Origin of the sequence: Paenibacillus sp. FSL K6-1096, assembly GCF_037977055.1 — a bacterium.
Taxonomy (GTDB): domain Bacteria; phylum Bacillota; class Bacilli; order Paenibacillales; family Paenibacillaceae; genus Paenibacillus_AQ.
In genome coordinates, this window is record NZ_CP150274.1 from 5213000 (window position 1) to 5238022 (window position 25023).

General features: G+C 55.7%; 26 protein-coding genes and 1 other annotated feature. Of the genes, 12 read left to right on the forward strand and 14 right to left on the reverse strand.

The features are described 5' to 3' along the window. The first annotated feature begins 5 nt into the window (after positions 1–5). Positions 6–704, forward strand: a complete 699-nt coding sequence (locus MHI24_RS23150) for a hypothetical protein (RefSeq protein ID WP_340021872.1) — start codon at positions 6–8, stop codon at positions 702–704. A 157-nt stretch (positions 705–861) separates the two neighbouring features. Here the strand turns inward: MHI24_RS23150 and MHI24_RS23155 are convergent, their stop codons facing one another. The 8 genes from MHI24_RS23155 to MHI24_RS23190 all read right to left on the reverse strand — a co-directional run bounded on the left by MHI24_RS23155 (position 862) and on the right by MHI24_RS23190 (position 8780). Beyond that, complete coding sequence (locus tag MHI24_RS23155; RefSeq protein WP_340021873.1) at positions 862–2445, reverse strand: oleate hydratase; 1584 nt, start codon at positions 2443–2445, stop codon at positions 862–864. A 219-nt stretch (positions 2446–2664) separates the two neighbouring features. After that, positions 2665–3060, reverse strand: coding sequence for a hypothetical protein (locus MHI24_RS23160; protein ID WP_340021874.1), 396 nt, complete (start codon positions 3058–3060; stop codon positions 2665–2667). 16 nt (positions 3061–3076) lie between these two features. Then, positions 3077–3601, reverse strand: coding sequence for a hypothetical protein (locus tag MHI24_RS23165; protein WP_340021875.1), 525 nt, complete (start codon positions 3599–3601; stop codon positions 3077–3079). 35 nt (positions 3602–3636) lie between these two features. Further along, positions 3637–4674, reverse strand: a complete 1038-nt coding sequence (locus MHI24_RS23170) for an RluA family pseudouridine synthase (protein ID WP_340021876.1) — start codon at positions 4672–4674, stop codon at positions 3637–3639. Positions 4675–4756: 82 nt separating this feature from the next. Beyond that, the gene (locus tag MHI24_RS23175; protein ID WP_340021877.1) at positions 4757–4942 is read right to left on the reverse strand and encodes a CLC_0170 family protein; all 186 of its coding nucleotides are present in this window, start codon (positions 4940–4942) and stop codon (positions 4757–4759) included. Between the two features lie 13 nt (positions 4943–4955). Beyond that, positions 4956–6182, reverse strand: a complete 1227-nt coding sequence (locus MHI24_RS23180; protein ID WP_340021878.1) for a Ger(x)C family spore germination protein — start codon at positions 6180–6182, stop codon at positions 4956–4958. Continuing rightward, the gene (locus tag MHI24_RS23185; protein ID WP_340021879.1) at positions 6179–7276 is read right to left on the reverse strand and encodes an endospore germination permease; all 1098 of its coding nucleotides are present in this window, start codon (positions 7274–7276) and stop codon (positions 6179–6181) included. Before MHI24_RS23185 ends, MHI24_RS23180 begins: the two co-directional genes overlap by 4 nt. Then, on the reverse strand, positions 7269–8780 hold the full coding sequence (locus MHI24_RS23190; RefSeq protein WP_340021880.1) for a spore germination protein: 1512 nt from the start codon (positions 8778–8780) through the stop codon (positions 7269–7271). The genes MHI24_RS23185 and MHI24_RS23190 overlap by 8 nt, the downstream gene beginning before the upstream one ends. Before the next feature lie 206 nt (positions 8781–8986). Between MHI24_RS23190 and recQ the strand changes: the two genes are divergently transcribed. From recQ to MHI24_RS23215, 5 genes are all read left to right on the forward strand, one after another. Beyond that, on the forward strand, positions 8987–10816 hold the full coding sequence (gene recQ, locus MHI24_RS23195; RefSeq protein ID WP_340021881.1) for a DNA helicase RecQ: 1830 nt from the start codon (positions 8987–8989) through the stop codon (positions 10814–10816). Positions 10817–10831: 15 nt separating this feature from the next. Beyond that, positions 10832–12742, forward strand: a complete 1911-nt coding sequence (locus tag MHI24_RS23200) for a B12-binding domain-containing radical SAM protein (RefSeq protein ID WP_340021882.1) — start codon at positions 10832–10834, stop codon at positions 12740–12742. A gap of 103 nt (positions 12743–12845) precedes the next feature. Next, positions 12846–13379 (forward strand): GNAT family protein, encoded by a 534-nt coding sequence (locus MHI24_RS23205; protein WP_340021883.1) that lies wholly within the window; start codon positions 12846–12848, stop codon positions 13377–13379. Then, entirely contained in the window at positions 13372–13953 is a 582-nt protein-coding gene (locus MHI24_RS23210; RefSeq protein WP_340021884.1) for a nucleotidyltransferase family protein, read from the forward strand. The genes MHI24_RS23205 and MHI24_RS23210 overlap by 8 nt, the downstream gene beginning before the upstream one ends. Before the next feature lie 310 nt (positions 13954–14263). Then, entirely contained in the window at positions 14264–15121 is an 858-nt protein-coding gene (locus MHI24_RS23215) for a hypothetical protein (protein WP_340021885.1), read from the forward strand. A 244-nt stretch (positions 15122–15365) separates the two neighbouring features. On the opposite strand, the gene MHI24_RS23220 is transcribed toward MHI24_RS23215, so the two are convergent. Genes MHI24_RS23220 through MHI24_RS23235 form a run of 4 tightly spaced genes read right to left on the reverse strand, consistent with a single transcriptional unit; the run spans position 15366 to position 18925 of the window. Next, positions 15366–16328 carry an alpha/beta hydrolase gene (locus MHI24_RS23220; RefSeq protein WP_340021886.1) on the reverse strand — a complete coding sequence of 321 codons (963 nt, stop codon included), beginning with the start codon at positions 16326–16328 and terminating at the stop codon, positions 15366–15368. Between the two features lie 15 nt (positions 16329–16343). After that, complete coding sequence (locus MHI24_RS23225) at positions 16344–17312, reverse strand: type I phosphomannose isomerase catalytic subunit (protein WP_340021887.1); 969 nt, start codon at positions 17310–17312, stop codon at positions 16344–16346. A 33-nt stretch (positions 17313–17345) separates the two neighbouring features. Further along, positions 17346–17969, reverse strand: coding sequence for a class I SAM-dependent methyltransferase (locus MHI24_RS23230; protein ID WP_340021888.1), 624 nt, complete (start codon positions 17967–17969; stop codon positions 17346–17348). Continuing rightward, on the reverse strand, positions 17969–18925 hold the full coding sequence (locus tag MHI24_RS23235; protein ID WP_340021889.1) for a TIGR01212 family radical SAM protein: 957 nt from the start codon (positions 18923–18925) through the stop codon (positions 17969–17971). The genes MHI24_RS23230 and MHI24_RS23235 overlap by 1 nt, the downstream gene beginning before the upstream one ends. A 244-nt stretch (positions 18926–19169) precedes the next feature. Here MHI24_RS23235 and MHI24_RS23240 point away from each other — a divergent pair, with 244 nt between their 5' ends. Further along, positions 19170–19343 (forward strand): hypothetical protein, encoded by a 174-nt coding sequence (locus MHI24_RS23240; RefSeq protein WP_238655070.1) that lies wholly within the window; start codon positions 19170–19172, stop codon positions 19341–19343. A 212-nt stretch (positions 19344–19555) separates the two neighbouring features. Then, positions 19556–20272, forward strand: coding sequence for a tRNA (guanosine(46)-N7)-methyltransferase TrmB (gene trmB / locus MHI24_RS23245; protein WP_340021890.1), 717 nt, complete (start codon positions 19556–19558; stop codon positions 20270–20272). 223 nt (positions 20273–20495) lie between these two features. Here trmB and MHI24_RS23250 read toward each other — a convergent pair whose 3' ends face one another. After that, positions 20496–21023: a phosphatase PAP2 family protein gene (locus tag MHI24_RS23250; protein WP_340021891.1), complete on the reverse strand. Its 528-nt coding sequence runs from the start codon at positions 21021–21023 to the stop codon at positions 20496–20498. A gap of 406 nt (positions 21024–21429) precedes the next feature. On the opposite strand from MHI24_RS23250, the gene MHI24_RS23255 reads away from it, so the two are divergent. The 4 genes from MHI24_RS23255 (at position 21430) to rplT (ending at position 24070) form a co-directional block, all read left to right on the forward strand. Then, positions 21430–22671: a glycosyltransferase family 2 protein gene (locus MHI24_RS23255; RefSeq protein ID WP_340021892.1), complete on the forward strand. Its 1242-nt coding sequence runs from the start codon at positions 21430–21432 to the stop codon at positions 22669–22671. Positions 22672–22724: 53 nt separating this feature from the next. After that, positions 22725–22868: a sequence feature (ribosomal protein L20 leader region), on the forward strand. Positions 22869–22924: 56 nt separating this feature from the next. Then, entirely contained in the window at positions 22925–23422 is a 498-nt protein-coding gene (gene infC, locus MHI24_RS23260) for a translation initiation factor IF-3 (RefSeq protein ID WP_340021893.1), read from the forward strand. Between the two features lie 56 nt (positions 23423–23478). Next, positions 23479–23679, forward strand: a complete 201-nt coding sequence (gene rpmI / locus MHI24_RS23265; protein WP_238655065.1) for a 50S ribosomal protein L35 — start codon at positions 23479–23481, stop codon at positions 23677–23679. Between the two features lie 31 nt (positions 23680–23710). Continuing rightward, positions 23711–24070 carry a 50S ribosomal protein L20 gene (gene rplT, locus MHI24_RS23270; protein WP_238655064.1) on the forward strand — a complete coding sequence of 120 codons (360 nt, stop codon included), beginning with the start codon at positions 23711–23713 and terminating at the stop codon, positions 24068–24070. Between the two features lie 182 nt (positions 24071–24252). Here the strand turns inward: rplT and MHI24_RS23275 are convergent, their stop codons facing one another. Beyond that, complete coding sequence (locus MHI24_RS23275) at positions 24253–24795, reverse strand: acyl-CoA thioesterase (protein ID WP_340021894.1); 543 nt, start codon at positions 24793–24795, stop codon at positions 24253–24255. Between the last annotated feature and the right edge of the window lie 228 nt (positions 24796–25023).

The window sequence follows — 25023 nt, forward strand, 5'->3', positions numbered from 1 at the left end:
TGACTATGCTGCTGCAAGATACGGATCAGCTTGACGATCTGCAGGGTTTTCTAACCAGTTGGTACGGAAGGAGCGACAGCTCTTATGGTGTACCGGTGGACGTGATTCCAGCGTATCTGCCAAAGGCGTTGCATGAATTATATGCTTTTGCAGGACGCTGGAAAGAGGGGGCGGACGATCGCCCCGGGAACTCTCCAGAGATATTTCAACAGCAGGACTGCCTGTATCCAGTGGAGCGGCTGAAGAAGGATCAGGGTATGGTTACGTTCCTGGAGGAGAATCAGGCGAACTGGACTTGTCAGGTGGAGGCAGGCAACAACGATTCTCCGGTCTACTGCGACGCGCACTTGCTTTGGGATGACAGGGCAGAGGGACATAGCATCGTAAACGGCTCTTTATACCATTTTCTGAAAAGCTTCTGCTTACAGGAGGTTGTTTTCGGCTGCAAATATCTTTACAGGATGGAAGGAAAATTAGATTCTATAGAGATGTTGTTTGATAAGCCGGTTGAAGAGGTGTGGCTAAACGGGTACTATACGGGTCCTAAAGAAGAGGGACCTACCCATAGCTTTTACCGATGCGGGGACGTACTGCTCATGGAGCGGTATGGTGATTTCTGGTTAGGATCTAACTCTGATTTGCCTTCAGCTTTGAATGACGATGTCCTGTCTTTAATGAAACTGAGAAAGATTAAACCTGATTGAGTACAGGGAACCTCGGGCCTTGAGCGGAGAACCGAACACAATGTGCACCCAAGTATACATGTGTGAAGCCTTCTGCCAGTTCATGTTCAACCCGCCGTCCTCAGACTGGCGGGTTGAACGACCAGGCAGACAACATCGCGTCAGCCGGATTCGCCCGTTAGCGGAACGAAGTAATCACACTGGAGAACAGCGTGCGCACATCATGCGGGTAATCGCTGATCCGCTCTACCGGGCGGTTTACGCCAAACAGTGTATAGACTGCGATCCGGGCGGCCCGTACGGAATATTCCTCCGTGAAGACAACATCGTCCGGGATTTCGCAGAATTGCCCGATGAAGGCCAGGTTGGTGGAGCCTTCCGGCACAACCGGCGGACGGTCGCTGTTCAGTCTCGGCATGAATTGCGCGGTGATATACGGCATCATGCAAGGAATACAATTGGCAGTCGCCATGATCTCATCCTTGTGGGCCGTGAAATGCAGATGCCCGAGCAGCTCCTCCATAATCTCTTCACCGGTACAATCGCACATCTTTTTGTGTACATAATCGCCGACCTTGTCCGGGAACAGCCCATAGCCCCAGAATACTCTGACATGCTCGGGCTGGTTGCGGAAATGCGGCTGGAACGCCAGCACGACCGACATCAGCCAGCTGGAATCCTTGAACGTTACGAGTGCGCCGGTACCGGCCCGGTTGCGGGTGAAGTTCTCCATCAGATCGAAGAATTTCGAGTCCTGGAAGGTGACGGTGAAGGATTCCCATTTGGACTCATTCACATGATCGGCGAAGGAAGACGGGTTGCCCAACCCCGGCTTTTTCGCAGCGATGTTCTCCCACAGCTTCCATGAGCTGCCCTTGCTGCCGTTTATGCCGGGGGCGGAGGTCATGGACCCGAGGCTGGAGCCCTCGGTCATCGAACCGTTCGTAATAATTACACGGTCGTGTTCATGAATCTGAATGGTGTCCTCCACGCCATCACGGACGACCTTCATTGCAGTCACAGTGATGCCGTCGCCATCCTTGAATTCCAGATCGGTGACCGTGCATTTCAAGGTGAAGTCTACCCCCAGCGGCTCCAGGTACTGCTGAAGCGGTACAATAATCGAGTCATATTGGTTATAAGGGGTGCGGGTGACACCTTCGAGCGTCTGGATTCTCGGGAACTCGTGCATGAAGCGGAGCATATACCGTTTAAATTCCACCGCGCTGTGCCAAGGCTGGAAGGCGAAGGTGGTGGCCCACATGAACCAGAAGTTCGTGGTGAAGAAATGGGGCGCGAACCATTCGTTAATGCGCATTTTGCCTAAAGCAGGCTCCGGTGTGATCAACAGCTTGCCCAGCGCCAGCCGGTCCGCCATATCGAAGCCCATGGAGCTGACATCCTGAATCTCGCCCGTGCTGTCGATCAGGCGTGCTCTGGAGCGGGTGGGATTGGCATTGTCGAACTGTGTAATTTCCTCCCGCAGTGTCAGGCCCGGCTGATCCACGGAGGGAATCGTGCTGAGCAGCTCCCACAGATTCTCATAGGTCTCATCGTTCAGCATCCGCCCGCCGCGGATCACATAGCCGTGCTCCGCATCGCCTGCCCCGTCATTGCTGCCCCCAAGGATCTTCATTTCCTCCAGAATGTGAATATTTTGGCCGGGGAAACCGCAATCCCGCACCAGATAGACCGCACCTGCAAGCGATGCAAGACCGCCGCCGACAAAATACACCTGCTCCTTGCCATACTCTCTTTTCACTGCTTACCGCCTCCATAGAATTGCTTGATTACTGAACCTGAACCGAGTGTAATCCAGCCGCGGTGTGGAAGGTATTGGCAAAAGTCAGCAGGTGTACAGAATTTGCCCAAAGCGCCCAAAGTGTGTAGCAATACGACAAAAAAGCCGCAAAACAATCCCACAATGTGGGGCTTAGTAAAAAAACCGCAACCCCAAAGGTTACGGCATTCACAGCTAAGATCAGCGCCTGCGCATATATAGTACCAGCAGTCTTACTCCTTCTGCGATCAGACCCAGCGCCAGTCCGCCTGCTGAGTATACCCAAAAGGTAAGAAAGCCGGCTAGATCCTCCCAGCCCGACATGTTCTGGTACGTACTGAGGTACATCAGGCAGAGGCCCAGCACAATTCCGGCTGTGGTGATCACCCATAGGAGCCGGGCCCCCAGCCAGCCGAAGCCGTTGACAATACCGGAGAAGACAAGTGATAGGATAGCCCAGCGCCCGCACAGGGTAAGATTAAATTCATCCCCAAGCAGCACGAACCGGTGCAGAATCAGCAGCAGCCATAAGATTATTGCATAACCGGCAGCCCAGGCCAGCCAGCGTCCCGAACGGGCGGAAGGCAGGAAGCTCATGTGCAGTTCACCCCGCTTACAGATTGAATAGCTTTTCCAGTTCCTCTGTACTTTGCAGCAGATAATTCAGCAGCCCGGGAAGATCCTCCATCTGGTCCTCCGTGAGCAGGCGGCGGAAATGAAGCTCTACGCCATTCTGATAGACAGGTTCAACCGCCCCGTAGCGGAAGCGGAGCGTCTGCACAGGACGTAGCTCAGGTCCCCAGATCGTGGTCAGAATCTCCTCCACCGCCGCACATTGCACCTTCACATCGCTAATCTCCATATCAAAACGCAGGGTCAGCGTGCAGCCGGGCTGCCCGCCCGGAGTCTCCAGAATCTCATCGCCCAGCTCCTTCACGGTAGAGCGGAGCACAATTCCGGCGGTGACATGTCTGCCTCCGGTCAGCTTGAAGGCGAGACTGAACTCCCGGGACATCAGGGCGAGGTCAAGCAGATCCGAACGGTCTGTAATCACAAGGAGTCCGTCCAGATTATCATAATCGTAGAGCTGATTCTCCAGTGTTACCTTGATATTGTCAAAAACAGTGGGATGAAACACAGCAGCACCTGCCTTTTGTACCCTCCGCGAGTCCATCAGTTCGTCAGCGCCGGTGCGGTGTATTTCAGGAACGTCTTCGGAATCGGGCTTTCGAAGGTCAGGAGTTCCCCTGTAGTAGGATGAACGAACGAGAGGACACGCGCGTGCAGTCCGAGACGGCCGACGGCCTTGGTCTCTGCGCCGTATTTCTTGTCGCCTGCGATCGGATGCCCGATGTCTGACATGTGGACCCGGATCTGATTCTTCCGTCCGGTCTCCAGGTGCACCTCCAGCAGCGAGAAGTGGCGGTTACCCTGAAGCAGCTTGTAGCGGGTGACCGCGTGCAGTCCGTCGCCCTGATGCGGGCTGGAGTACATCTTCAGCGTGGAGGTCTCCTTCAGCCAGGAGCTGATCGTGCCTTCGGGCTTCTTGACGGCGCCCTCGACGAGCGCAATGTAGGACCGTTCCTTGACGACCTCCTTCCAGTTATTCTGGAGCGCCTGCTGCACCGCCTCGCTGCGGGCAAACATCATGACACCGGAGGTGTCGCGGTCGAGCCGGTGTACTACGTAGACGCGGTTCTTCGGATTCGACTGCCGGACATGCTCCATTAATTGCCGGTAAGCTGTAAGCTCGTTGTCTTCTCCGGTGGCAATGGACAGCAGGCCGGCATCCTTCTGAATCACGATGATATCATCATCCTCATGAACGATGGTCAGGCCCAGCAGCTCCTTGGCTTCGGCACGCTTCTCCTGGTCAACCGTCACCGTCTGGCCGGGCTGAAGCGGATGGTCATGGCGGGTCACGGTCTTCCCGTTCACCGCAATCTGTCCGCGCGAGAGCATTGATTTGATGGCGTTGCGCCCCTTGCCTGTAATCGTCTTCAGCAGAAAAGCAAGCAATTCCGCAGGCTCAGCTACCGTATAGGATTTGAGTGCAGCAGGTTTGGCAGAGGCTGCGGATCTGGCTGACGGTCTATGGCTCACGGGTTTGCTTCCCCGGCTGCTGCCTGCGGCCTTGCTCTGGGGCCTGGCCCCGGAAGCGGGCTTGGCGCCGCGTCTGGCGCCTTCTTTGGGATTTCTTCTTGTATTCATGCCGGCATTCTCCGTCCTGTAATATTGTATTCTCCAATATACCATGGGCCGGGAAGAAATACTACGCAGAGCGGCGGGATGTCTAGTTATAAATGAACAGCCCGGTGAGCAGCAGCAGGGAGAGGAGGACATAGCCCCAGGCGAGCAGCCGGGCGGATTTCTGCTCCCGTATCCAGCCTCTGTTGCTATAGATCCGGTAATCTACAGCCAGGAGCAGCAGGGCAGAGAACATGAGCAGCCCGGCAGCGGTTCCTATGACTCGAATCATTACGCATTCCTCCTTATTTCTCCTTGAGTCCCACTCTGCGGATATGCAGGGTCAGCCTAATATCTACACCGACGCTGCTGTATAGGCTCTCCCAGTCGTCCTTACTGTGAATATGCTCCTTCCAGTAGGCCGGATGATGGCTTCTGATCATTTCACCCATCCCAAAAATATCCGAATGATCCCGCTGGGTCTGCTTCACCAGCCCCTTCAGTACAGTCTGGATCTGCTGCTCGAAATTCCGTTCAATCGTGTGCAGCTTGCCGGGGGAATCAATAGGGTTACTGCTGTCGTAATGCTCATCCAGATCCCCCTCCAGGAAGATTTCATAGGACAAATGCGGCTTGCCATCCTTGATGTAGCTGCGGGTCCGGGTGAAGCGTTCATTAGTCTTGGTCATAACGATCCCCAGTTCCTGGATATGCAGCAGGGTGGAGTAGCCCCCGGGGTCCATGCCCTGCATCGCCATAAAGGCGCCAATTTCAATCGGGTCGGTCTTGCCAACCATGATTCCCCCGCTGAAATAAGCCAGCCCCTTGATCAGGATATTATCCTTGTTGCGCAGGGCGACATAGGGCAGATAAGGGCTCTGTCCCCATTTGGAATCCGCTGACCAGAAGGGGCCGATATAATCACGGGGGAACTTGCCTGAGGCGACCGATTTCTCCATCATCGACAAAATATAGAGTGTGGGCACACGCTGCAGCGGCGGATTCACGTCCATGAAGTCTGATGCGCGGCCCTCCGCGACCAGCAGCCAGGTCCGGCGGCGGATTTCCGGGTTGCGCCGCAGATAATCATTCAGCTCCTGCAGGCTGTCCCGGGCTACCTCCTCGCTGATGATGATCACCCGCAGATGGACCAGGTAACGCGGGTCCGCAATCTGCTGCTGAAGGTTGTTCATAGCATCGTCAAGCGAAATCCCCTCCACACTGACCACCCAGACGGGACTGGTGTTACCGTCTCCTGTACCCCCGCCGCCGGTGCCGGGGCCGAGCGGCACTCTGCCCGGAACGGCAATCTGCGCAGTGACACTGATCATCTCGGACGGCAGATGGTCATCGCGGATGTGTGTGACCTGATCCTTCTGACTGGCTTGCTCTGCAGGAATCTTGTCGATGGACAAGCCAAGAACCAGCGCGCGGTCCTCAATCTCAACCTGGTCCCAGCATCCGCTTAGCAGGGGAGCGGCAAACGACAGTATGATGAGCAGGGCAAGCATTCTCGGTAACCTTGTATTCATGAAGATTCCTTCTTCCTATAACCTCTGACCAGATGGACTCCCCATAAAAGCAGGCTGTAGCCGGGGATCAGAATCATTCCGGCCTGGCCCAGATGAAGAGACCAGCGGTAGGTCTCGAAGACATTGGAGGGCAGCATGGACACGATGAACATTACGGGCAGCAGCGCGCTGGAGGCCATCCGCCGGTCGCGCAGACGCAGGAGCTTCTGCAGCAGATAAGCCGAGAGATAGCCGGTGGTGTAAATGGTCGTGAAGACCGAAATGACCCAGATAATAATGAAGAGAGCATCCAGCCGCTCCAGGAATCCCTCGCCGAATGCCGACGAGCGGGCCATCTCCAGCGTGGGATAGATCAGCAGCTTGGTCTCCTCTGCCCCGAACATTCCGACCGAGGCAATTACAATCAGCATATAGATCACCCCCGACATGAATATAGCCAGCGCTCCTGCCCGCACGGCATGACCCGGCTTCTCCATGAACGGAATCAGCAGCACAATGATGAAGGAGCTCTGGAACAGATAGCTGGCCTGCCGCGCGCCGTTCCAGAATCGGGGGGAAGGCGGCATCAGGACAGGCTGCAGATTGAGCAGCTCCACATTTTTGAGCGAGATTAGAACCGTTACCAGAATCGAGCCGACAATCAGTGGCAGGTAGAAAAAATGAATATAGGAGAACTTCACCACACTGCGCCTGGTGGAGAGCATTCCTATGAGCAGCATCAGGATAATCGTTGCTTCAATCGGTGTTTTCTTATACAGCACTGTCGTCGCCACATCCCCGAATTGGCGGACAGTAAGGCCGGTCAGGGCAATGAACATCAGCAGGATCAGTATGGTGAACAGCGTGGCAAGCGGCGCCCCGAGCAGCCGGCGGCTGAATCCAAACAGGGTCTCACCGGGGAAACGCTGGCACAGGGAGGCCAGCAGCCAGTAGCTTATGAAGGAGATCAGCACGCCGGTTAATGCGATTAAGGGAGCACTGCTGCCGCCGGCTTCTGCCATGTAACGGGGAAAGCTCAGGATGCCCACGCCGATAATCGTGCTGCTGATCACCGCAGCCGCGCGCAGGGTTGTGATCTGACGCGGTTTAGTCATCGGTTCCATCCCCCTGTCTGAGAATTCCGTCCACCTTACGGGAAGGGACACCGGCGGACAGCCTGTCCGGGTCCCGGGGATGAAGAAAGCTTGGGCGGCGGCGCATCCACCATAGCGGCGCACGCACCAGAGTGTCCCTTAAGTCCCGCCAGTTGCCCGGAATATAAGGGGTCATATACGGCACCCCGAAGGATTCCAGATACAGCAGATGGTTCAGGATTAGAATGGTGCCGATCATGACTCCGTACAGGCCGAACATTCCGGCCAGGATAATCAGCGGAAAGCGCAGCATCCGCAGGGCAATGGCGGCATTATAGGCCGGAGTGGCGAATGAGCCGATCGTCGTCAGCGCCACGATGACCACAGTGATCGGGCTGGCCAGCCCTGCACCTACGGCCGCCTGTCCGATTACAAGCACGCCCACGATGGACAAGGCCCCGCCGATCATCTGCGGGAGGCGGATCGTTGCTTCCCGGAGCACCTCCATAGAGACCTCCATGATCAGCACCTCCAGAACTGCGGGGAACGGCACGCCGGCTCTTCCCCCGGAGATGGCTACAGCAAAGTCCGTGGGCAGCAGCTCCGGATTAAATGAGATGACAGACACATATAACGCCGGGAAAAACAGCGAGAACGCCAGGGCAATCAGCCGGATCATGCGGATCAGGCTGCCCATAATGAACCGCTCCGTGTAATCGTCCACGGTCTGGAAGAACTGGTTGAAGAGGGCGGGAACAATCAGGGCGAAGGGCGAGCCGTCTACGAGAACCGCGACCCGCCCTTCCAGCAGGGCAGCCGCCGTCTTATCCGGCCGTTCCGTACTCTGAACCTGCGGGAACGGAGACAGCGGCTGGTCCTCGATGAATTGCTCAATGTATCCGGCATCGAGGATGCCGTCGGTATGAATCAGCGAAATGCGGCGCATGGCTTCGGCGACCAGGCTGCTGTCGGCAATGCCGTCGATATAACATAGAGCTACCCTGGATTGGGTGCGGGTCCCCAGCGGACTGGTCTCGATCCGCAGGTCGGTGCTCTGCAGCCTGTAGCGCAGCAGGGAGAGGTTATTCTCCAGCTTCTCCACATAGCCCTCGCGCGGCCCCCGGATGACCTGCTCCGTCTGCGGCTGCTCGACGCCGCGCATCTCGATCTGGCGCATCTCCATGCGCAGCGCTTCGGGAACGCCGTCAATCAGCAGAATCAGTTCGCCCTTCACAGCGGCTGGAGGAAGCTCGGCCAGATCTGCACACGCTGTGCCTTGGGTAACCTCGACCACCGTGCTCCAGAGATAATGAATGATGCTGCCGGAGTCTCCGGGTAGCTCGGGCTGTACCGGGTACGGGGCTATTAAGGGCTTAAGTACATGCTCGCGCACCTGCTCCAGGTTAACGAGGGAAGAGAAGAACACCATTGCAGCCGGATGGGTTCCGCGAAGCCTGAATTCCCGTACCACCAGGTCACCGTTCTCCCCAAGCCGGGCCAGCAGCTCCTGCAGATCCTGCTTCAATTCTCCTGTGAGCTTTGTGCTGCTGCCGGGCTTCCTGGGAGAGGCCTGCTGCCTTTTTATATAGGAGGTGTATATATTGTTCCAGTCTTGCAAGCGGGTGGCCTCCTTAATAGAAAGAATGGATTGAATATATATAGAGTGTTGCTTGATCGGGCGGTTTTTATGTAATCTAATAGGTAGACATGCCCTAAGGAGTTAGAAGACATATGGAGATGCAAGGAACAATCATGGAACAGGCACAGGCTGCCCTGCAAAAATATTACGGCTATCCCGATTTCCGGGAAGGCCAGAAGCGAATTGTGAAGAATCTGCTGGAGGGCCGCGACACGCTGGGCATTCTGCCCACCGGAGGCGGCAAATCCATCTGTTATCAGGTTCCGGCGCTGCTGCAGCCGGGATTGACCCTGGTGGTCTCCCCGCTGATCTCGCTGATGAAGGATCAGGTGGATGCCTTGACTACGGCAGGCATTCAGGCCGCTTACATCAACAGTACTTTGAGCGGCAAGGAAGTGAACGAGCGTATCCGCGCTGCCCGCCGGGGGGAGCTGAAGCTGCTCTATGTCGCCCCTGAGCGGCTGGAGCTGGACTGGTTCCGCCTGGAAATGGCGGACCTGAATATCTCCTGCGTGGCGGTGGATGAGGCGCACTGCGTCTCGCAGTGGGGCCATGACTTCCGCACCAGCTATCTGGCGGTTGCCCCGTTCGTCGAGCAGCTGCCGGAGCGCCCGATTCTGGCTGCATTCACAGCAACAGCTACGCCGGAGGTCATGGAGGATATGGTCCGGCTGCTGCGCCTGCGCGAGCCGGGCGTGTTCATGACCGGACTGGGCCGCGATAATCTGGCGATGTCGGTGCTGCGCGGCGAGAACAAACGCGAATTCGTGCTAGATTATGCGGCGCAGCATGCCCATCAGCCGGGGATTGTCTATGCCGCCACCCGTAAGGAGGTGGACGACCTCTACCAGCGGCTTCAGGCGGCAGGCATCGCCGCCGGACGTTACCATGCCGGGATGAACGACCAGGAGCGCGCGGACAGCCAGGAGGGCTTCCTCTATGACGATATCCGCGTTATGGTGGCCACGAATGCCTTCGGGATGGGGATCGACAAGTCCAATGTCCGGTACGTTATTCATTACAATATGCCGAAGAATATGGAGGCCTATGTCCAGGAGGCCGGCCGCGCCGGGCGTGACGGCGAGCCGAGCGAGTGCATCCTGCTGTTCAGCGCGCAGGATATCATGACCCAGAAGTTCCTGATCGAGCAGAACCCGCAGGACCCGGAGCGCAAGGCGAACGAATACCGCAAGCTCCAGCAGATGATCGATTACTGCTATACGACCCGCTGCCTGCGCAGTGCGCAGCTGGACTATTTCGGCGAGGAGCACGGGGATGAGCCGTGCGGCATCTGCAGCTCCTGCACCGATGAGCGCGAGCTGGTGGATATGACGGTGGATGCGCAGAAGATCTTCTCCTGCATCCACCGGATGCGGGAGCGCTTCGGCGTGGCCCTGGTCTCCTCGGTGCTGAAGGGCTCGCGCAACCAGAAGGTGCTGCAGTACGGCTTCGAGAAGCTGCCGACCCACGGCGCGATGTCCGGCCGCAGCGAGAAGGAGATCACCGAGAGCATCAATGTGCTGATCTCGGAGGGGTATCTGGCCCTGTCCGAGGGCCAGTATCCGGTCGTCCGGCTGCAGCCGCTTGCGGCCGAGGTGCTGCGCGGCCAGCGCCAGGTGCAGCAGCGCGTGGCCCGGACGCTGGTGACCTCCGGCACGCGGGACCGCAGCCGCAGCCGCCGGGATCATTCCCCGTCGGCGGTCAACGAGACGGTGTTCGAGCAGCTGCGCCTGATCCGCCGCGAGCTGGCGGGGCGGGAGCATGTGCCGTCGTACATCATTTTCAATGATGCAACGCTGCGCGAGATGAGTGTGGCTTGTCCGCAGACAGAAAGCGAGATGCTGAGAGTGAAGGGTGTCGGGGAAGTGAAGTACCGGAAGTACGGCAAGGCGTTCCTGGAGTTTTTTCAAAATGAAATGTAAAGAAGGTTATGCAGCATGAGAATCGTCCTGGCCACCTTAAACGCCAAGTATATTCATACCTCACTGGCCATCCGGCTGCTGAAGGCATATAGCGAGCATGAGTTCCAAGACATCCTGCTGGCGGAATATACGATCAAAGACCCTGCGATGAATATCGTATCCGACCTGTACCAGAAGCGGCCCGATGTGATCGGCTTCTCCTGTTATATCTGGAATATTGAGGAGACGATCAAGCTGGTCGGTATTCTCAAGCAGGTACTGCCTGACGTGAAGATTGTGCTGGGCGGGCCGGAGGTGTCCTATGAGCCGCTGTACTGGATGAAGCGCGAGCCTGGAGTGGACTTCATCGTCAACGGTGACGGGGAGGAGACCTTCCACCATCTGCTGCAGGAGATCCGGGATGATCACAAGTATCATTTCGTCTATGGCGCGGCCTACCGCAAGGGAGACGAGCTGATCGTTAACCCGCCCCGGCCCAAAAGCGATCTGAACACCCTGCCTTCCCCGCACCGCTTCCCGGAGGATCTGCCGGAGCTGAGCAAGCGGATTGTGTATTTTGAGACCAGCCGGGGTTGTCCGTTCAACTGCCAGTTCTGCCTGTCCAGCATTGAGGTGGGCGTGCGTTATTATGATATCGAGCGGGTGAAGTCTGATCTGCTCTACCTGATTGAAGGCGGGGCGAAGGTCATTAAGTTCCTGGACCGTACCTTCAATATCAACCGCAATTATGCAATGGAGATGTTCCGCTTCCTGATCGACAATCATCAGGGCTGCGTGTTCCAGTTCGAGATTACCGCCGATATTATGCGCCCCGAGGTGCTGGACTTCCTGGCCGAGAATGCTCCTCCGGGCGTTTTCCGCTTCGAGATCGGCGTTCAGTCTACTAACGATGAGACCAACGAGCTGGTCAAGCGCCGCCAGAACTTCGCCAAGCTGTCGCGTACCGTGATGAAGATCAAGGCGAGCGGCAACATCGACCAGCATCTCGATCTGATCGCAGGCCTGCCGATGGAGGATTATCCCACCTTCCGCAAGACGTTCAATGATGTATTCGCGATGGAGCCGGAGGAGCTGCAACTGGGCTTTCTCAAAATGCTCCGCGGCACCGGGCTCCGCGCCCAGGCTGCCAAATACGACTATACGTACATGGAGCATGCGCCGTATGAGATTCTCAGCAGCCATGTGATGCCGTTTGGCGATATTATCCGGCTCAAGCGGCTGGAGGATGTGCTGGAGAAGTACTGGAACAGCCACCGGCTGGACCATTCGGTCAAGTATCTGATCCGCCATGTGTTCCCGTCCCCGTTCGATTTCTTCCAGGAGTTCGGCGACTACTGGGAGGCGCGGGGCTGGCAGAAGATCGGGCATCAGCTGGAGGATCTGTTCACGCGCTTGCAGGAGTTTCTGACCGACCGGGGCACGCCATCGATGGAGATTGTAACGGGGCTGATGAAGCTGGACTACTTCCTGGGCCACAAGTACAAGCCGCGCAAAATCTGGTGGGACGGCGGCCTTGAGAAGTCGGATTGGGCCAAGTATCTGAAGCGGATTGCCGGACAGCCGGAGCTGATCTCGGCCAAGCTGGCCGGAGCAGGCCTAAGCGAGCGGGAGCTGCAAAAGTTCATCGCGCTCGATGTGCTGCCGTTCCGGCTCGATCCGGTGCTGGAATCCATCAGCGGGCTGCGCTATGACGGGGAGCCTGGCGGTGAGGCGGAGGCGCAGGCTGAATGGGCTGCCGGGGTGGGCAACACCGAAGGCAATTCAGTGGCTGCTGCCGTCCTTCCGGCTGTAACGTCGGTGGCCGCCGGGAGCGGAGCGGCTCTGCCGGGTCCGCACCCGGGAGCAGGTGAGGGCCGCACGCTGCTGATTGTCCTGTATCAGCAGGACGAGAGCCAGCGGGCGCAGTATTATACGCTGCCTTTGTAGGGAAGAGCGCTGCTTGGGCGCGTGGGCTTAATAATGTAATCGAAAAACCGATCACAATTGGCGTGGCGTGGGCGGGAGTCCATTACCTATGGGGGGCATACAGTTGAGCCAAGAGCAGCACATAACATTGTTTAGGTACGATGAGGAGCACGGGGAACGATTCAAGGACCAGTTACTGGGCTTTCAGCTTCCGGCGGAGCAGTTGCAGTTCACCGGACTGCCGGAGGAGACGCTTCAGGATATCGAGGAGGATGCCGGTAAGGAGGGAGTGGTCATTGCCTGCGGAGAACGGGCGGTGGGCTTCTTCATCCTTCATACCGGTGAAGGCATCTCCAATTTCTTTCCCGACTATACCGGTGCAGTTCTGCTGCGCGCCTTCCTGATGGACTACGCCAGCCAAGGCCGCGGGTTCGCTAAAGCAGCGATGTTGCTGCTGCCGGATTTTGTCCGCCGCCACTACCCGGAAGCCCGTCAGATTGTGTTGGCTGTGAATGAACGCAATACCGCTGCCGGTCAGCTATATCTCCGCGCCGGATTTCAGGATCACGGCCTGCGGCGCAGCGGGAGTAAGGGACCACAGCTTATTTTGCAGCATGCACTGTCTAGCGGAAGTGTGGGGGATTCGGGCGATGAATAGTTGCGATGAAATGTATAACCGTCTCACGGAGCTGTTCGCCCGCGATACACTGCTAATGGATATTTTCAAGCGTGCCCAAGGCTTGGCCCCGTTATCTTATTACATTGGCGCAGGATGCCTGGTGCAAACGGTGTGGAACGAGCTTACCGGGCAGGCGCCGGGGTACGGAATCAGTGACATCGATATTATTTACTATGATGCGGCCGATTTGAGTTATGCTGCTGAGGATGCGATGGTTGCTAAGGGCAGGGAGCTTTTTAAGGATATTGCCATCCCGGTCGATCTCAAAAATCAGGCTCGGGTTCATCTGTGGTATCCGCAGAAATTTGGTTTGGAGATCAAGCCTTACACATCGCTGGAAGCTGCAATCGACAGCTGGCCGACTACTGTGACCTCGCTGGGAGCAAGGCTTGAGCTGAACGGTGACTGGCAGATTTACGCTCCATTTGGATTGAACGATCTATTTGACCTGATCCTGCGTCCGAATAAGGCACTGATCCGCGAGGAGATCTATGCAGCTAAGACACTCAAATGGAAATCGAAGTGGCCGGAGCTTAAGGTGGTTCCTTGGTAGATGCCCCATTCGTAATTGTATTTATCCATGCCAGGTGTTACGATCAGTAAAGAGATGCGAACAAAGGAGCCTTTACCCTATCATGTGGATTACTCTGTAAGGACAAATTGACGGGAAGCTTGCCGGCCATAGTGAGAATCACTAGGTTATTAGGCATGACTTGCGTTAGTCTTACAGGGTATGCAGGGCGAAGGGTTCATACACCGGCTGCGTGCGGATACCTGGGGGTATCCTTTTTTGTTGCCACCGGAAACAGCATCTCTATGTCCCTAATCTGCTATCCTCCAAAACATGAACGGGGGAATGACAGATGAAACAACAACTACAGCCAAAATTGATCTTAATCGAGGGCTTGCCCGGCTTCGGGAAGTCAACAACAGCGCAGCTGGTATATGAGATTCTTACGGAGATGGGGATTGAAACTCGACTTTTCCTTGAAGGGAATCTGGCGCATCCGGCGGATTACGAGGGAGTAGCCTGCCTTACACAAGCGGAATATGATGAGCTGTCTAGAACCTGCGGCGGGAATCCAGGGGAAGTATTAAGCGCGTACACTGCCAGTCAAAGCAACAATTATCTGCTCGAATACCGCAAACTAATGAACGAACAGGGGCCGTGTCTTTCCAAGGAATGGACCGATGCTCTGGCCCGGAAGGATATCTATGAATTGCCGCTGGATCAGCATAGAGAACTGATTACAGCCAAATGGCAGCAGTTTGCGGAGAAGGCGCTACGGGGGCCGGATACGTATGTGTTTGACTGCGCTTTTCTCCAGAATCCTGTAACCATGGGGATGATCAAGCACGGTGCAGCAGAAGAATACATGACAAGCTACATTCTGGAGCTGGAGGCCATCATCAAACGGTTGAATCCACTGCTGATTGTGGTCGAACAGGACGATCTGGAGTATGCTTTCCGCAAAGCGGTCCAGGAAAGAGCCCAAGAGTGGTCGGAAGGGTTCATCCAGTATTACACCACCCAAGGATATGGCTTAAGACAGGGGCACCAGGGCTTAGAAGGAACTGTGCAGGTTCTTAGGGGCAGAAGTAAACTGGAGGAACGTATCTACAACCTGCTAAGTATGCATAAAACTAAAGTAAACAACTCTGCGTATGACCTTCCAGCTTATAAGCGAGTTTTAGCGGAGAGGCTTAAGGCATACTTTTAGACACTAATGTCCCATTTGCTGCAAAATAAAAAAGGGGCTGTCCCGAAAGTGACAGCCCCTTTATTGTGGGGAATTATGTATGCGAAAAACAGCATACATTTTGCTGGCGCGCAGGTAATATCATCGATGGGAACAACGTTCTGTTGTGGAGCGTCTCCCTCTCCCAGGTGCTAACGCTAAATCTACTTCAGCATAAAGAGCTATCCCAAGCAGCCGTTTCATGGCTTCTGGGACAGCTCCTTTGCTAATCACCCGCAGGCTCAAGCCGCATGGATTCCGCAGGCAGGTGGCGGGCGAGCCAGTCCAGCACATCGGCGGTGACCTCATCCCGGTTGACCTCGTTCAGCATCTCATGCCGGCCGCCGGGGTACAGCTTAAGCTCCACGTCCTGCAGCCCCTGCTCCCGGTACAGATCAGCCAGGCGCTTCACCCCTTGGCCGTTCATCCCCACGGGGTCCTTCTCTCCGGCGAACAGATAGACCGGCTTGTCGCTGCACAGGCTCCGCAGGGTGGACTTGGTATGAAGCTCCCGCAGCATATGGAAGAAATCTCGGAAGAAGCGGGTGGTGCAGATCGCTCCGCAGAACGGATCGGCAATGAACCGGTCAACCTCGTCCGGGTCGCTGCTCAGCCAGTCAAACGCTGTCCGCACGGGGGAGAAGGCACGGTTATAGGTACTGAAGACCATGCCGTTGAGCAGCACACTGCGGTGGCGGTCCCCCTGGAGCCTCAGCTGCAGGGCCGAGAGGGACTCCGCCATACGCAGCATGCTCCGGGGTCCGTTGGTGCCGCTGAGGATGAAGCCGCTGTACATCTCATGGCCTTCCTCACACATCAGCTTCTGGGCCAGGAAGGAGCCCATGCTGTGGGCGAACAGGAAGACCGGTACGCCCTCATGCCGGGAGCGGGCTATGCCCGCCAATTGCAGCAGATTGCGCCGCATCCAGGTGAAGCCGTTCTCGCCGCAGTCGCCGAGCAGGTTCACCTTGCCGGCCGTAAGGCCATGGCCCCTGTGGTCATTGGCATAGACTGCATACCCCGCCTGGGTGAGCGCCGAAGCGAACCGGGCGTAACGGGCAGCCGTCTCGCACATGCCGTGCGAGATTTGCACGATCCCCCGGACACCGTTCCCCGCCTCAGGAAGCCATTCATAGACGTGAATCCGCACCCCTACCGGATCGGTCATCGTGAAGGTGTTCTCGGTCATCGCCTGTCCTCCTGCTTACGGCAGATAAGAGCGCAGTACGGTAGATTGTCCTTCAATGCTGTAAGCGCCCAGGCTGGACGGGAGCAGATAGCATTCCCCGGCAGCATAAGGCTGGGAGCCGCCCTCCCAGATCAGATGGCCGCTGCCCTCACAGATTACGAGAATGGTGAAGCTGTCGTCCGTGGTGGCCAGCTGCCATTCGCCGGAGACAATTCCTTTTTCTACAATGAAATATGGAGAGGCGGCCAGCTGCAGCCATTCACCTGCGACCGCACCGTCAGTCTTCATCGAAGTTGCGCCTGCCCCTTCATAGGCGGTAACGTTCAGGGAATCCTCGATATGCAGCTCGCGCGGCTTGCCGTCAAGCCCCGGGCGGTCATAATCATAGATCCGGTATGTAGTATCCGAATTCTGCTGGATTTCGGCAACAACGACTCCTGCGCACAAGGCATGTACAGTACCGGCAGGAATGTAGAAGGAATCTCCGGCAGATACCGGAACCTCCTGAAGGCTGTCCATCACCGTTCCGTTCTCCAGCGCTTCCTTCAGCACCTCGCGGGTTACGCCTTCCTTCAGGCCGTAGATGATTTTGGCGCCGGGTTTGGCATCCAGCACGTACCACATTTCGGTTTTGCCCAGCTCGCCCTTGGGCAGTCCGGCATAATCATCCGTAGGGTGCACCTGCACGGAGAGGTTATCATTGCAATCCAGCAGCTTGATGAGCAGCGGGAATCTACCGCCTTCTTCCGTGATGCCCTTGCTGCCGAACCATTCACGGCCGAACTGCTCACGGATGGCATCCAGGCCTTGTCCGGCCAGCTCGCCGTTGACTACCGAGGAGGTGCCGTTCGGATGGTCGGCAATCATCCAGCCTTCACCGATATGGCCTTCCGGCAGCGCGAGGCCGAATTTCTCCAGCGCCCGGCCTCCCCAGACACGTTCTTTGAACTCCGGCTGAAATTTCAGAGGATATGGCTTTGTCATAATTACATCTTCCTTCCTGATCATATGATGAGTTTATTTGCGGGAAAAGCCGGCCTGTTCCGCGCCCTGCCGCTTCTCAACGGCCACCACATAAGGGGCGGATGCACGCTGGAGCTGGCGGTACACGATAGACTGCGCATCCTGCTGGGCCAGTCCGGCGGCCCAGGCTTCGACAGCGGCGGCTTCCTGGCCGCCGCCTTCATGGCCGGGATACAGCACGGCCGTGATGATCCCGCCGGGGCGCAGCAGCGCAAGCGCCGCCTGAAGCGCGGCCAGCGTGCTCTCCGGCTCGGTGATGATGGTCTTGTCGGCATCGCCCGCAGGCAGATAGCCGAGGTTGAACATCACCGCCGAGACCGTTCCGCGATAGTCCGGCGGAACGGCTTCAAGCATTGCTGCATGGCTCTGCTGCAGCAGGGTTACGGGAGCGAGCGCGGCCGGCGCTGCCTCCCGGGCCAGCCGCAGGCGCTCTCCGGCAAGAGCCAGCGCCGCGTGCTGGATGTCGAAGCCGTATACCCCGCCGCGCGGCCCGGCCGCCTTGGCGAGGAACAGGGTGTCGGCGCCGGTACCCACGGTGGCGTCGATGGCCCGCCCGCCGGCAGCGAGGCGCTCTGCGGTGAGCTTATGGGCGAAGCTGAGCACAGAGAGGAAGCCCATCAGCGCTTCCTCCAGTATTTACCCTGCCAGGTGTCCCGGGCAACCAACTCCTGGTCAATGGCATTCAGCACTTCCCATTTCTTGAGGCTCCATAGCGGGCCGATCAGCGCTTCGCGCGGGGCATCGCCGGTCAGGCGGTGGACAATCATGTCCGGCGGCAGGATCTCCAGCGAGTCGGCAATGAGTCTTACATACTCGTCCTGCTCCAGGAACCGAAGCAGGCCGGCTTCGTACTGCTTGACCATCGGCGTTTTGCGCATGAGGTGCAGCAGGTGGATCTTGATGCCCTGTACGCCCATACCCGCTACAGCCGATACCGTCTCCAGCATCATCTCATGCGTCTCCTGCGGGAGGCCGTGAATGATGTGGGTGCAGACCCGGATGCCGTGGCGGCGGAGCTTGGCGACAGCTTCCGTATAACAGGCGGTATCATGCGCCCGGTTGATCAGGTCCGAAGTGGACTGATGGATCGTCTGCAGTCCCATCTCCACCCACAGGTAGGTGCGCTGGTTCAGCTCTGCCAGATACTCGACGACATCATCCGGCAGGCAGTCCGGGCGGGTGGCAATGGAAAGTCCCACAACCCCTGGCTGCTGAAGGATGACTTCATAATATTCACGCAGTTCCTCGACCGGGGCATATGTGTTGGTGTAGGCCTGGAAATAGCCGATATATTTGGCGTTCGGCCATTTCAGATGCTGGCGGTCACGCACATGGTTGAATTGGGTCACCAGATCGTCCCTGCGGCTTCCGGCGAAGTCGCCGGACCCCCGGGCACTGCAGAAGGTACAGCCGCCCTTGGCAATCGAACCGTCCCGGTTCGGGCAGGTGAAGCCCGCATCAAGCATGACCTTGAACACTTTGGCGTCCATCTGGCTGCGCATTTCATAATTCCAGGTATGGAAACGTTTATCCCCCCACAGGAGCGGAGAGGAGGTCTGTAAAAGATTGGACATTTGCAGCTCCTTTCATTAACCTTTCCATTGTATCAAAAAACCGGGTTGAACGTAACAATCCCTCCCGGCAATCCCGCCAAAGAAAACGAAAAATAGGCCGGAATTAAGCGGGATTCCGCTTGAAAATGCTTACACCTTATGTTATATTTAAAGTGTAAAAAAGCCGCTGCAGCAACCACAATTCCATTCCTGAATTCATAATTTCGTGTCGTCTGGTCCATACTAAACCACAGAGGTGATAACGATGAATTCTCCAACGGTATATCCTGATAACAAAGGTTCGATTGATGTGCAGCTGACTCCTGACGAGGCGCTTGCTCTGACAGGCGTAGAATTTAACGGCAACCACAAGATTAAGACAGAGGCGCAGCGCAAGATCCGCAATGCGTTCGAGAAGACCTTCGAGTTCGATAAATAAATAACAGTCCGCTGAAGCAGCGGGATGGGATTACGGATACAACACGCACGGAACTTTCGATCAGTCCGACAGGGGCTGGATGGAGGTTCCTTTTCTTTTGGCTGTATTGTCTGAAATCCCTTTACATTTGTCTTCAAGTTCGGCACAATATTGCAAGTGGCAGTTATCCAATTGACAGCAGATAGCAAGTAAGAGACAGCGGAGGAATACCTATGCGTTTACGCGGAAGAAAAGGAATACGTGAAAGTCTTGAGCAGCAGACCGATCTGGTCATCCTCGAACCACGCAATCTGAAGGGCCGGTGGTCAGAGCTGTTCGGCAACGACCATCCGATCCATGTGGAGTTCGGAATGGGCAAGGGCCAATTTATTAGCCAGATGAGCTTCAAATATCCGGAGATTAATTTCATCGGCGTCGATATGTATGATGAGCTGGTCCGGCGCGCCGCCGAGAAGGCCCGGAATGTATGGGAGCCTGCCGGGGAAGAGACGCCCCCGAATGTCCGGGTTGCGCTGGCGAATATCGATTATGCGGAAGAGGTCTTTGCCCCGGGGGAGCTGGGCCGGATCTACCTGAATTTCAGTGATCCCTGGCCCAAGAGCAAGCATGCCCGCCGCCGCCTGACCCATCCGAGATTCCTGGACAAGTACCGGGGGCTGCTCGGACCGGAGGGCGAGATCCATCTGAAGACTGATTCCCGCAGCCTGTTCGAGTTCTCGCTTAACGCTTTTGCCGACTTCGGCCTGCAGATGAAGAATATCTCGCTCGATCTGCATGAGGGCGGCGTGATTAATGAAGCTCATGTGATGACCGAATACGAGACGAAGTTCTACAACCGCGGTGTGAATATACACCGCTGTGAGGCCATAGTGGGGGAAGAGGCGCTGAAGCAATATCAGGCCACCCGGCTGGACAAGTACCGCCTGTAGGCAGGGCTATTCTTGCCCCGGGTCTGATCCATAAGTCATACCTGCACACAGTAAAGGCAGTCCGGGGGTTCCCCCGGGCTGCCTTTACTGCTGCCGTATGTGTCCGTATCCTCCAATATTTAAGACCTGCGTATAAATTAGGCGGTCCAGGGCAAATGTGGTAAGATGGCTGCCGTTCTCCGGGTCCGGGGCACACTCCCCTAAGCCCGGCTGCTCCAGGGAGTCAGAACCACAGGGCAAGCGTGCCTGCGGCGACACCCGAGCCGATAACCGCGCCGGCCATGACGTCGGACGGATAATGCAGCCCGATGTAAATCCGCGAGAAGCCGACGATGCAGGCCAAGGGGAGCAGGACTGCGGTCAGGGCCGGGTAGGCTATCATATAAGGAACCGTTGAGGCGAAGATAGCGGTCGTATGGCCGGAAGGAAAGGAATGATCCTTCAGCGGATTGCGGAAAGTATTGATATCCGGCAGCGCAAGATACGGGCGCAGGCGCGGATAGAGCTTCTTGGCTATGGCCACAGGAATATGGCTTACCGCGAGTGCAACCAGCGCCTGAAGTCCTGTAGTGCTCCAGGGCTGCGGGCACAGTGCCCAGATCAGAAGATTGATTCCAATGGTACTTGTCGCACCTCCGAGATGCGTGAGATACACGAGCCAGAAGTTCAGAAACGGGTTGTGAAGGCGTCCGTTGATAAACAGAAAAATGCGCTGCTCCAGGAGATGCAGTTTCTTGAATATAGGTCTCATATCTTGTCCCTCCGATGGTCCGGCTATAAGAGATCTGGCGCAGTCTGAGCTGCAGATTTTGCAATCTGAAGCTGTCTTTATCATACTTTTTTAAGGAAGTCCGTTCAAGAAAAAGCTCGGGTCCGCTCGAATAATGTCTCTTTTGACTTGTGTACCCTAAAGCGTCTACAATGATTCAAGCAGGGATATCCCGTTTATAAGGTAACAGAGAAATAAGGAGCCGGGCATGCTGCCGGAATCCGAAATCATACCTTCTGAAACGGAACACAAACCATTCGGAAACCTGCCCGAAAAAAGGGATAAATCTTGTCTACTGTAAGGATTGTAACAAAGGGTCATGAAACGTTAACAAGCCTGAGAGAAAAAGAGAACATCTAGACTTGGAAAAAGGGGGCATCAAAAGATCATGATAGACGCACTGTTTGTTACACTGCAGGTGATCTTGGCAGCAATTGCAGTTTATCAGTTTGGCTTCTCGCTGTTTGGACTGCGCAAGAAGAAGAAAAGGGCGGTTCACGCGCCGCAAAAATCATTTGCCGTACTGGTCGCCGCTCACAACGAAGAAGAAGTGGTCGGTGCGCTGATGGAGAACCTGAAGCAGCTTAATTATCCCCGGGAGCTGTACGATGTATTTGTTATCTGCGATAACTGCACGGATAATACAGCGGCGATTGTACGGGAGCACGGCATGAACGCCTGTGTGCGCACCAACGCCAACCTGCGCGGCAAAGGCTACGCCATCGAGTGGATGCTGAAGGAGCTGTGGGCGCTGCCCCGCCAGTATGATGCGGTCGTCATGTTCGATGCCGACAACCTCGCGCATACGGAATTCCTGATGGAAATGAACCATGATCTGTGCACAGGCGCCCGGGTGATCCAGGGCTATATCGATACCAAGAATCCTGAAGACTCCTGGATTACCGCCGCTTACGGCGTATCCTACTGGTACATCAACCGACTCTGGCAGCTGTCCCGTCATAACCTGAAGATGGCCAACTTCCTCGGCGGAACCGGCATGTGCTTCGAGACGAATCTGCTGAAGGAAATGGGCTGGGGCGCAACCAGCCTGGTAGAGGACCTGGAGTTCACCATGCGCAGCGCCTCCAAGGGTGTATATCCGCGCTTCAACTATGACGCCAAGGTGTTCGATGAGAAGCCGCTTACGTTCAAGGCCTCGTCCAGACAGCGTCTGCGCTGGATGCAGGGGCACTTCACCGTGGCCCGCCGTTACTTCTTCCCGCTCCTGTGGCAGGGAATCAAGGAACGCAGCCTGACGAAGTTTGACCTGGCGCTGTATGGAGCGAATGTGTATATTGTGCTGTTGACCTTCCTGATGACAGCCGTCATGTGGATCGACAATGCCCTGTTCGACGGGCCGCACATCGCCAACATATACGGCCATCTGCCGCTCTGGCTGGGCTATCTGGCTGTCGGCGCCAACATTCTGACCTTCCTGCTGGCGATGGTACTGGAGAAGGTGAAGTTCAAGAAGGTCTATCTGTACCTGCTGGCCTTCCCGGTCTACCTGCTCTCGTGGTATCCCATCACGTTCTATGCGTTCTTCACGCAGAACAACAAGCAGTGGAGCCATACCAAGCATACGCGCGTAGTGCGGCTTGAAGAGGTTCAGAGCAAACAAGTTTCTTAGTGTTGACATTATCGTCCTGATGCTGTATAGTATTCAAGTGTGCAAAACATAGGGATTGCAAGCAGAAGCACCGGCTTCTCACCTGACTGGCTTATGGCCGGCTGGTTTTGATCTCAATGCTTTATGAATGCTAATAATTCATGAACGTTGATCAAACGGGGTGTCGGGGAATTACCGGCATCCCTTTTTTATGGAGAACCGAAATATATTACCTAACAACATGCGGAGGTGGAGGATTATCAGTAAGGAACATATGATCAATGATGAAATTCGTGCCAAAGAGGTTCGGCTGGTTGGAGCAGAGGGTGAACAAATCGGGATCAAGCCGATCCGCGAGGCGTTACAGATGGCGATCGATCTGAACCTGGATTTAGTCAACGTAGCACCGCAGGCGAAGCCGCCGGTATGCCGCATCATGGATTACGGCAAGTTCCGTTATGAAACACAGAAGAAAGAGAAGGAAGCGCGCAAGAACCAGAAGATTGTGGATATCAAGGAAGTCTGGTTCCGTGCGAACATTGAGGAGCATGATTATCAGACCAAGTTCCGCAATGTTATCAAGTTCCTGAACGAAGGCGATAAGGTGAAATGCTCTGTCCGTTTCCGCGGACGCGAGATCACCCATGCGAACATCGGCCAGAAGATTCTGGAGCGCGTGAAGAACGAAGTGGAAGACATTTCGATTGTGGAGCGCCAGCCTAAGCTGGAGGGCCGCAGTATGATTATGATTCTGGCTCCGAAGCCCCAATAATCTGGAGCCACTTGCTCAGCAATTTGGCGCCGCATAATATTCAAGGAGGAAACACCATGTCTAAAATGAAAACACATAGCAGCCTGAAAGGCCGCTTTAAGATCACTGGTACTGGCAAGGTACTGCGTTACAAGGCTCACAAGAACCACCTGCTGTCCCACAAGTCCAAACGCGCAAAACGCGTATTGAACGGCAATCCGGTAATGGCTCCCGGGGATGTAAGACGTTTGAAGCAAGGGCTTGCTAACTTGAAATAGTTAATCACACATTTTTGGGAGGTTTATTAATATGGCAAGAGTTAAAGGCGGATTTGTAGTTCGTCGTAGACATAAAAAAGTATTGAAGCTGGCAAAGGGTTACTTCGGTTCCAAACACCGCATTTTCAGAACTGCTAAAGAACAAGTAATGAAATCGATGGTTTACGCTTACCGTGACCGTCGTCAGACTAAGCGTAACTTCCGCAGACTGTGGATCGTGCGTATCAATGCAGCAGCCCGCCTGAACGGACTTTCTTACAGCAAGCTTGTATACGGCCTGAAGCTGGCTGGAGTACAAGTGAACCGTAAGATGCTGGCTGATCTGGCCGTTAATGATTTGAACGCATTCAACTCCCTGGCTGTTGTAGCCAAAGAGAAGATCAACGCGTAAGATCGATATGAACCGAAAAGCACCGCCTGCGGGAGTTCCCGTGTGACGGTGCTTTTTTTGATGGATAAGAATTTATATGTTTTGGGGTCCCCGCAAAGTACCTGAGTCATCACCTACGCTAATGCCTCACTTTGTGGGGTTGTTTTGTGCGGTGAGAACGCGGGGAAGCGGGGCAGACGCCCCTACTCCCAGTATTTCGTGGTTCCCAGCATTGAAGCCAGCTTCTTGCTGCTGGCCCGTCTAAGCTTGCGCAGCGAGGCGCGCTCATCGGCAGACTGGCAGATCAGCTTCTCTTCCTCGGTCTGGGCTACAACAGCCGGTACCGGGCATGGAGTGCCGTCTTCATGAACGGCGACGAAGGTCAGGAAGGATGTAGCGGCTACGGCGCGTTCGCCGGTGTAGAGGTTCTCGGAAATGATCTTGACGAACACCTCGATGCTGGTGCGTCCCGTCCAGGAGACAAAGGATTCGAAGCAGACGGAATCCGTCGGCCGGATCGGCAGCAGAAAGTCTACTGAATCGGCGGAGGCGGTGACTACATTGACACGGCAGTGGCGCATGGCTGAGATGGAGGCAACTTCGTCCACCGTGCTCATCAGCTTGCCGCCGAACAGTGTCTTGTGGTTGTTGACATCATTCGGGAAGACGCGCCCGGTTTTGAAGACGCGGGATTCGTGACAGTATTTGAATTCTGGTACAGGCTGGGCTGTGTGTTCTTGTTCCATGTTCAGACTCCCTTTGCGGACAATATGTAATCATACATGATAATAGAAAAGATGAAGCTGTGCAATAATAATGTTAATGCATTGGAGCCATAAACGTCATTTTGAGCTTTACTGACATAGAGCAGACATGGAGATTACGGGACTGTGTCATAGTAAGCGATTTCTTGCTGAAAAATGCAAATTATTATTGACCTGAGGTCATTAATAGACTGGATTTTAGCTTTTTTT

What these genes read in the sequence shown, in the direction of transcription:
- MHI24_RS23150 (WP_340021872.1), top strand. Translation starts at nt 6, where the DNA reads ATGCTGCTGCAAGATACGGATCAGCTTGACGATCTGCAGGGTTTTCTA.
- MHI24_RS23160 (WP_340021874.1), bottom strand. Translation starts at nt 3,060, where the DNA reads ATGAGCTTCCTGCCTTCCGCCCGTTCGGGACGCTGGCTGGCCTGGGCT.
- MHI24_RS23170 (WP_340021876.1), bottom strand. Translation starts at nt 4,674, where the DNA reads ATGAATACAAGAAGAAATCCCAAAGAAGGCGCCAGACGCGGCGCCAAG.
- MHI24_RS23175 (WP_340021877.1), bottom strand. Translation starts at nt 4,942, where the DNA reads ATGATTCGAGTCATAGGAACCGCTGCCGGGCTGCTCATGTTCTCTGCC.
- MHI24_RS23180 (WP_340021878.1), bottom strand. Translation starts at nt 6,182, where the DNA reads ATGAATACAAGGTTACCGAGAATGCTTGCCCTGCTCATCATACTGTCG.
- MHI24_RS23185 (WP_340021879.1), bottom strand. Translation starts at nt 7,276, where the DNA reads ATGACTAAACCGCGTCAGATCACAACCCTGCGCGCGGCTGCGGTGATC.
- recQ (WP_340021881.1), top strand. Translation starts at nt 8,987, where the DNA reads ATGGAGATGCAAGGAACAATCATGGAACAGGCACAGGCTGCCCTGCAA.
- MHI24_RS23200 (WP_340021882.1), top strand. Translation starts at nt 10,832, where the DNA reads ATGAGAATCGTCCTGGCCACCTTAAACGCCAAGTATATTCATACCTCA.
- MHI24_RS23210 (WP_340021884.1), top strand. Translation starts at nt 13,372, where the DNA reads ATGAATAGTTGCGATGAAATGTATAACCGTCTCACGGAGCTGTTCGCC.
- MHI24_RS23215 (WP_340021885.1), top strand. Translation starts at nt 14,264, where the DNA reads ATGAAACAACAACTACAGCCAAAATTGATCTTAATCGAGGGCTTGCCC.
- MHI24_RS23220 (WP_340021886.1), bottom strand. Translation starts at nt 16,328, where the DNA reads ATGACCGAGAACACCTTCACGATGACCGATCCGGTAGGGGTGCGGATT.
- MHI24_RS23225 (WP_340021887.1), bottom strand. Translation starts at nt 17,312, where the DNA reads ATGACAAAGCCATATCCTCTGAAATTTCAGCCGGAGTTCAAAGAACGT.
- MHI24_RS23230 (WP_340021888.1), bottom strand. Translation starts at nt 17,969, where the DNA reads ATGGGCTTCCTCTCTGTGCTCAGCTTCGCCCATAAGCTCACCGCAGAG.
- MHI24_RS23235 (WP_340021889.1), bottom strand. Translation starts at nt 18,925, where the DNA reads ATGTCCAATCTTTTACAGACCTCCTCTCCGCTCCTGTGGGGGGATAAA.
- MHI24_RS23240 (WP_238655070.1), top strand. Translation starts at nt 19,170, where the DNA reads ATGAATTCTCCAACGGTATATCCTGATAACAAAGGTTCGATTGATGTG.
- trmB (WP_340021890.1), top strand. Translation starts at nt 19,556, where the DNA reads ATGCGTTTACGCGGAAGAAAAGGAATACGTGAAAGTCTTGAGCAGCAG.
- MHI24_RS23250 (WP_340021891.1), bottom strand. Translation starts at nt 21,023, where the DNA reads ATGAGACCTATATTCAAGAAACTGCATCTCCTGGAGCAGCGCATTTTT.
- MHI24_RS23255 (WP_340021892.1), top strand. Translation starts at nt 21,430, where the DNA reads ATGATAGACGCACTGTTTGTTACACTGCAGGTGATCTTGGCAGCAATT.
- infC (WP_340021893.1), top strand. Translation starts at nt 22,925, where the DNA reads ATGATCAATGATGAAATTCGTGCCAAAGAGGTTCGGCTGGTTGGAGCA.
- rpmI (WP_238655065.1), top strand. Translation starts at nt 23,479, where the DNA reads ATGTCTAAAATGAAAACACATAGCAGCCTGAAAGGCCGCTTTAAGATC.
- rplT (WP_238655064.1), top strand. Translation starts at nt 23,711, where the DNA reads ATGGCAAGAGTTAAAGGCGGATTTGTAGTTCGTCGTAGACATAAAAAA.
- MHI24_RS23275 (WP_340021894.1), bottom strand. Translation starts at nt 24,795, where the DNA reads ATGGAACAAGAACACACAGCCCAGCCTGTACCAGAATTCAAATACTGT.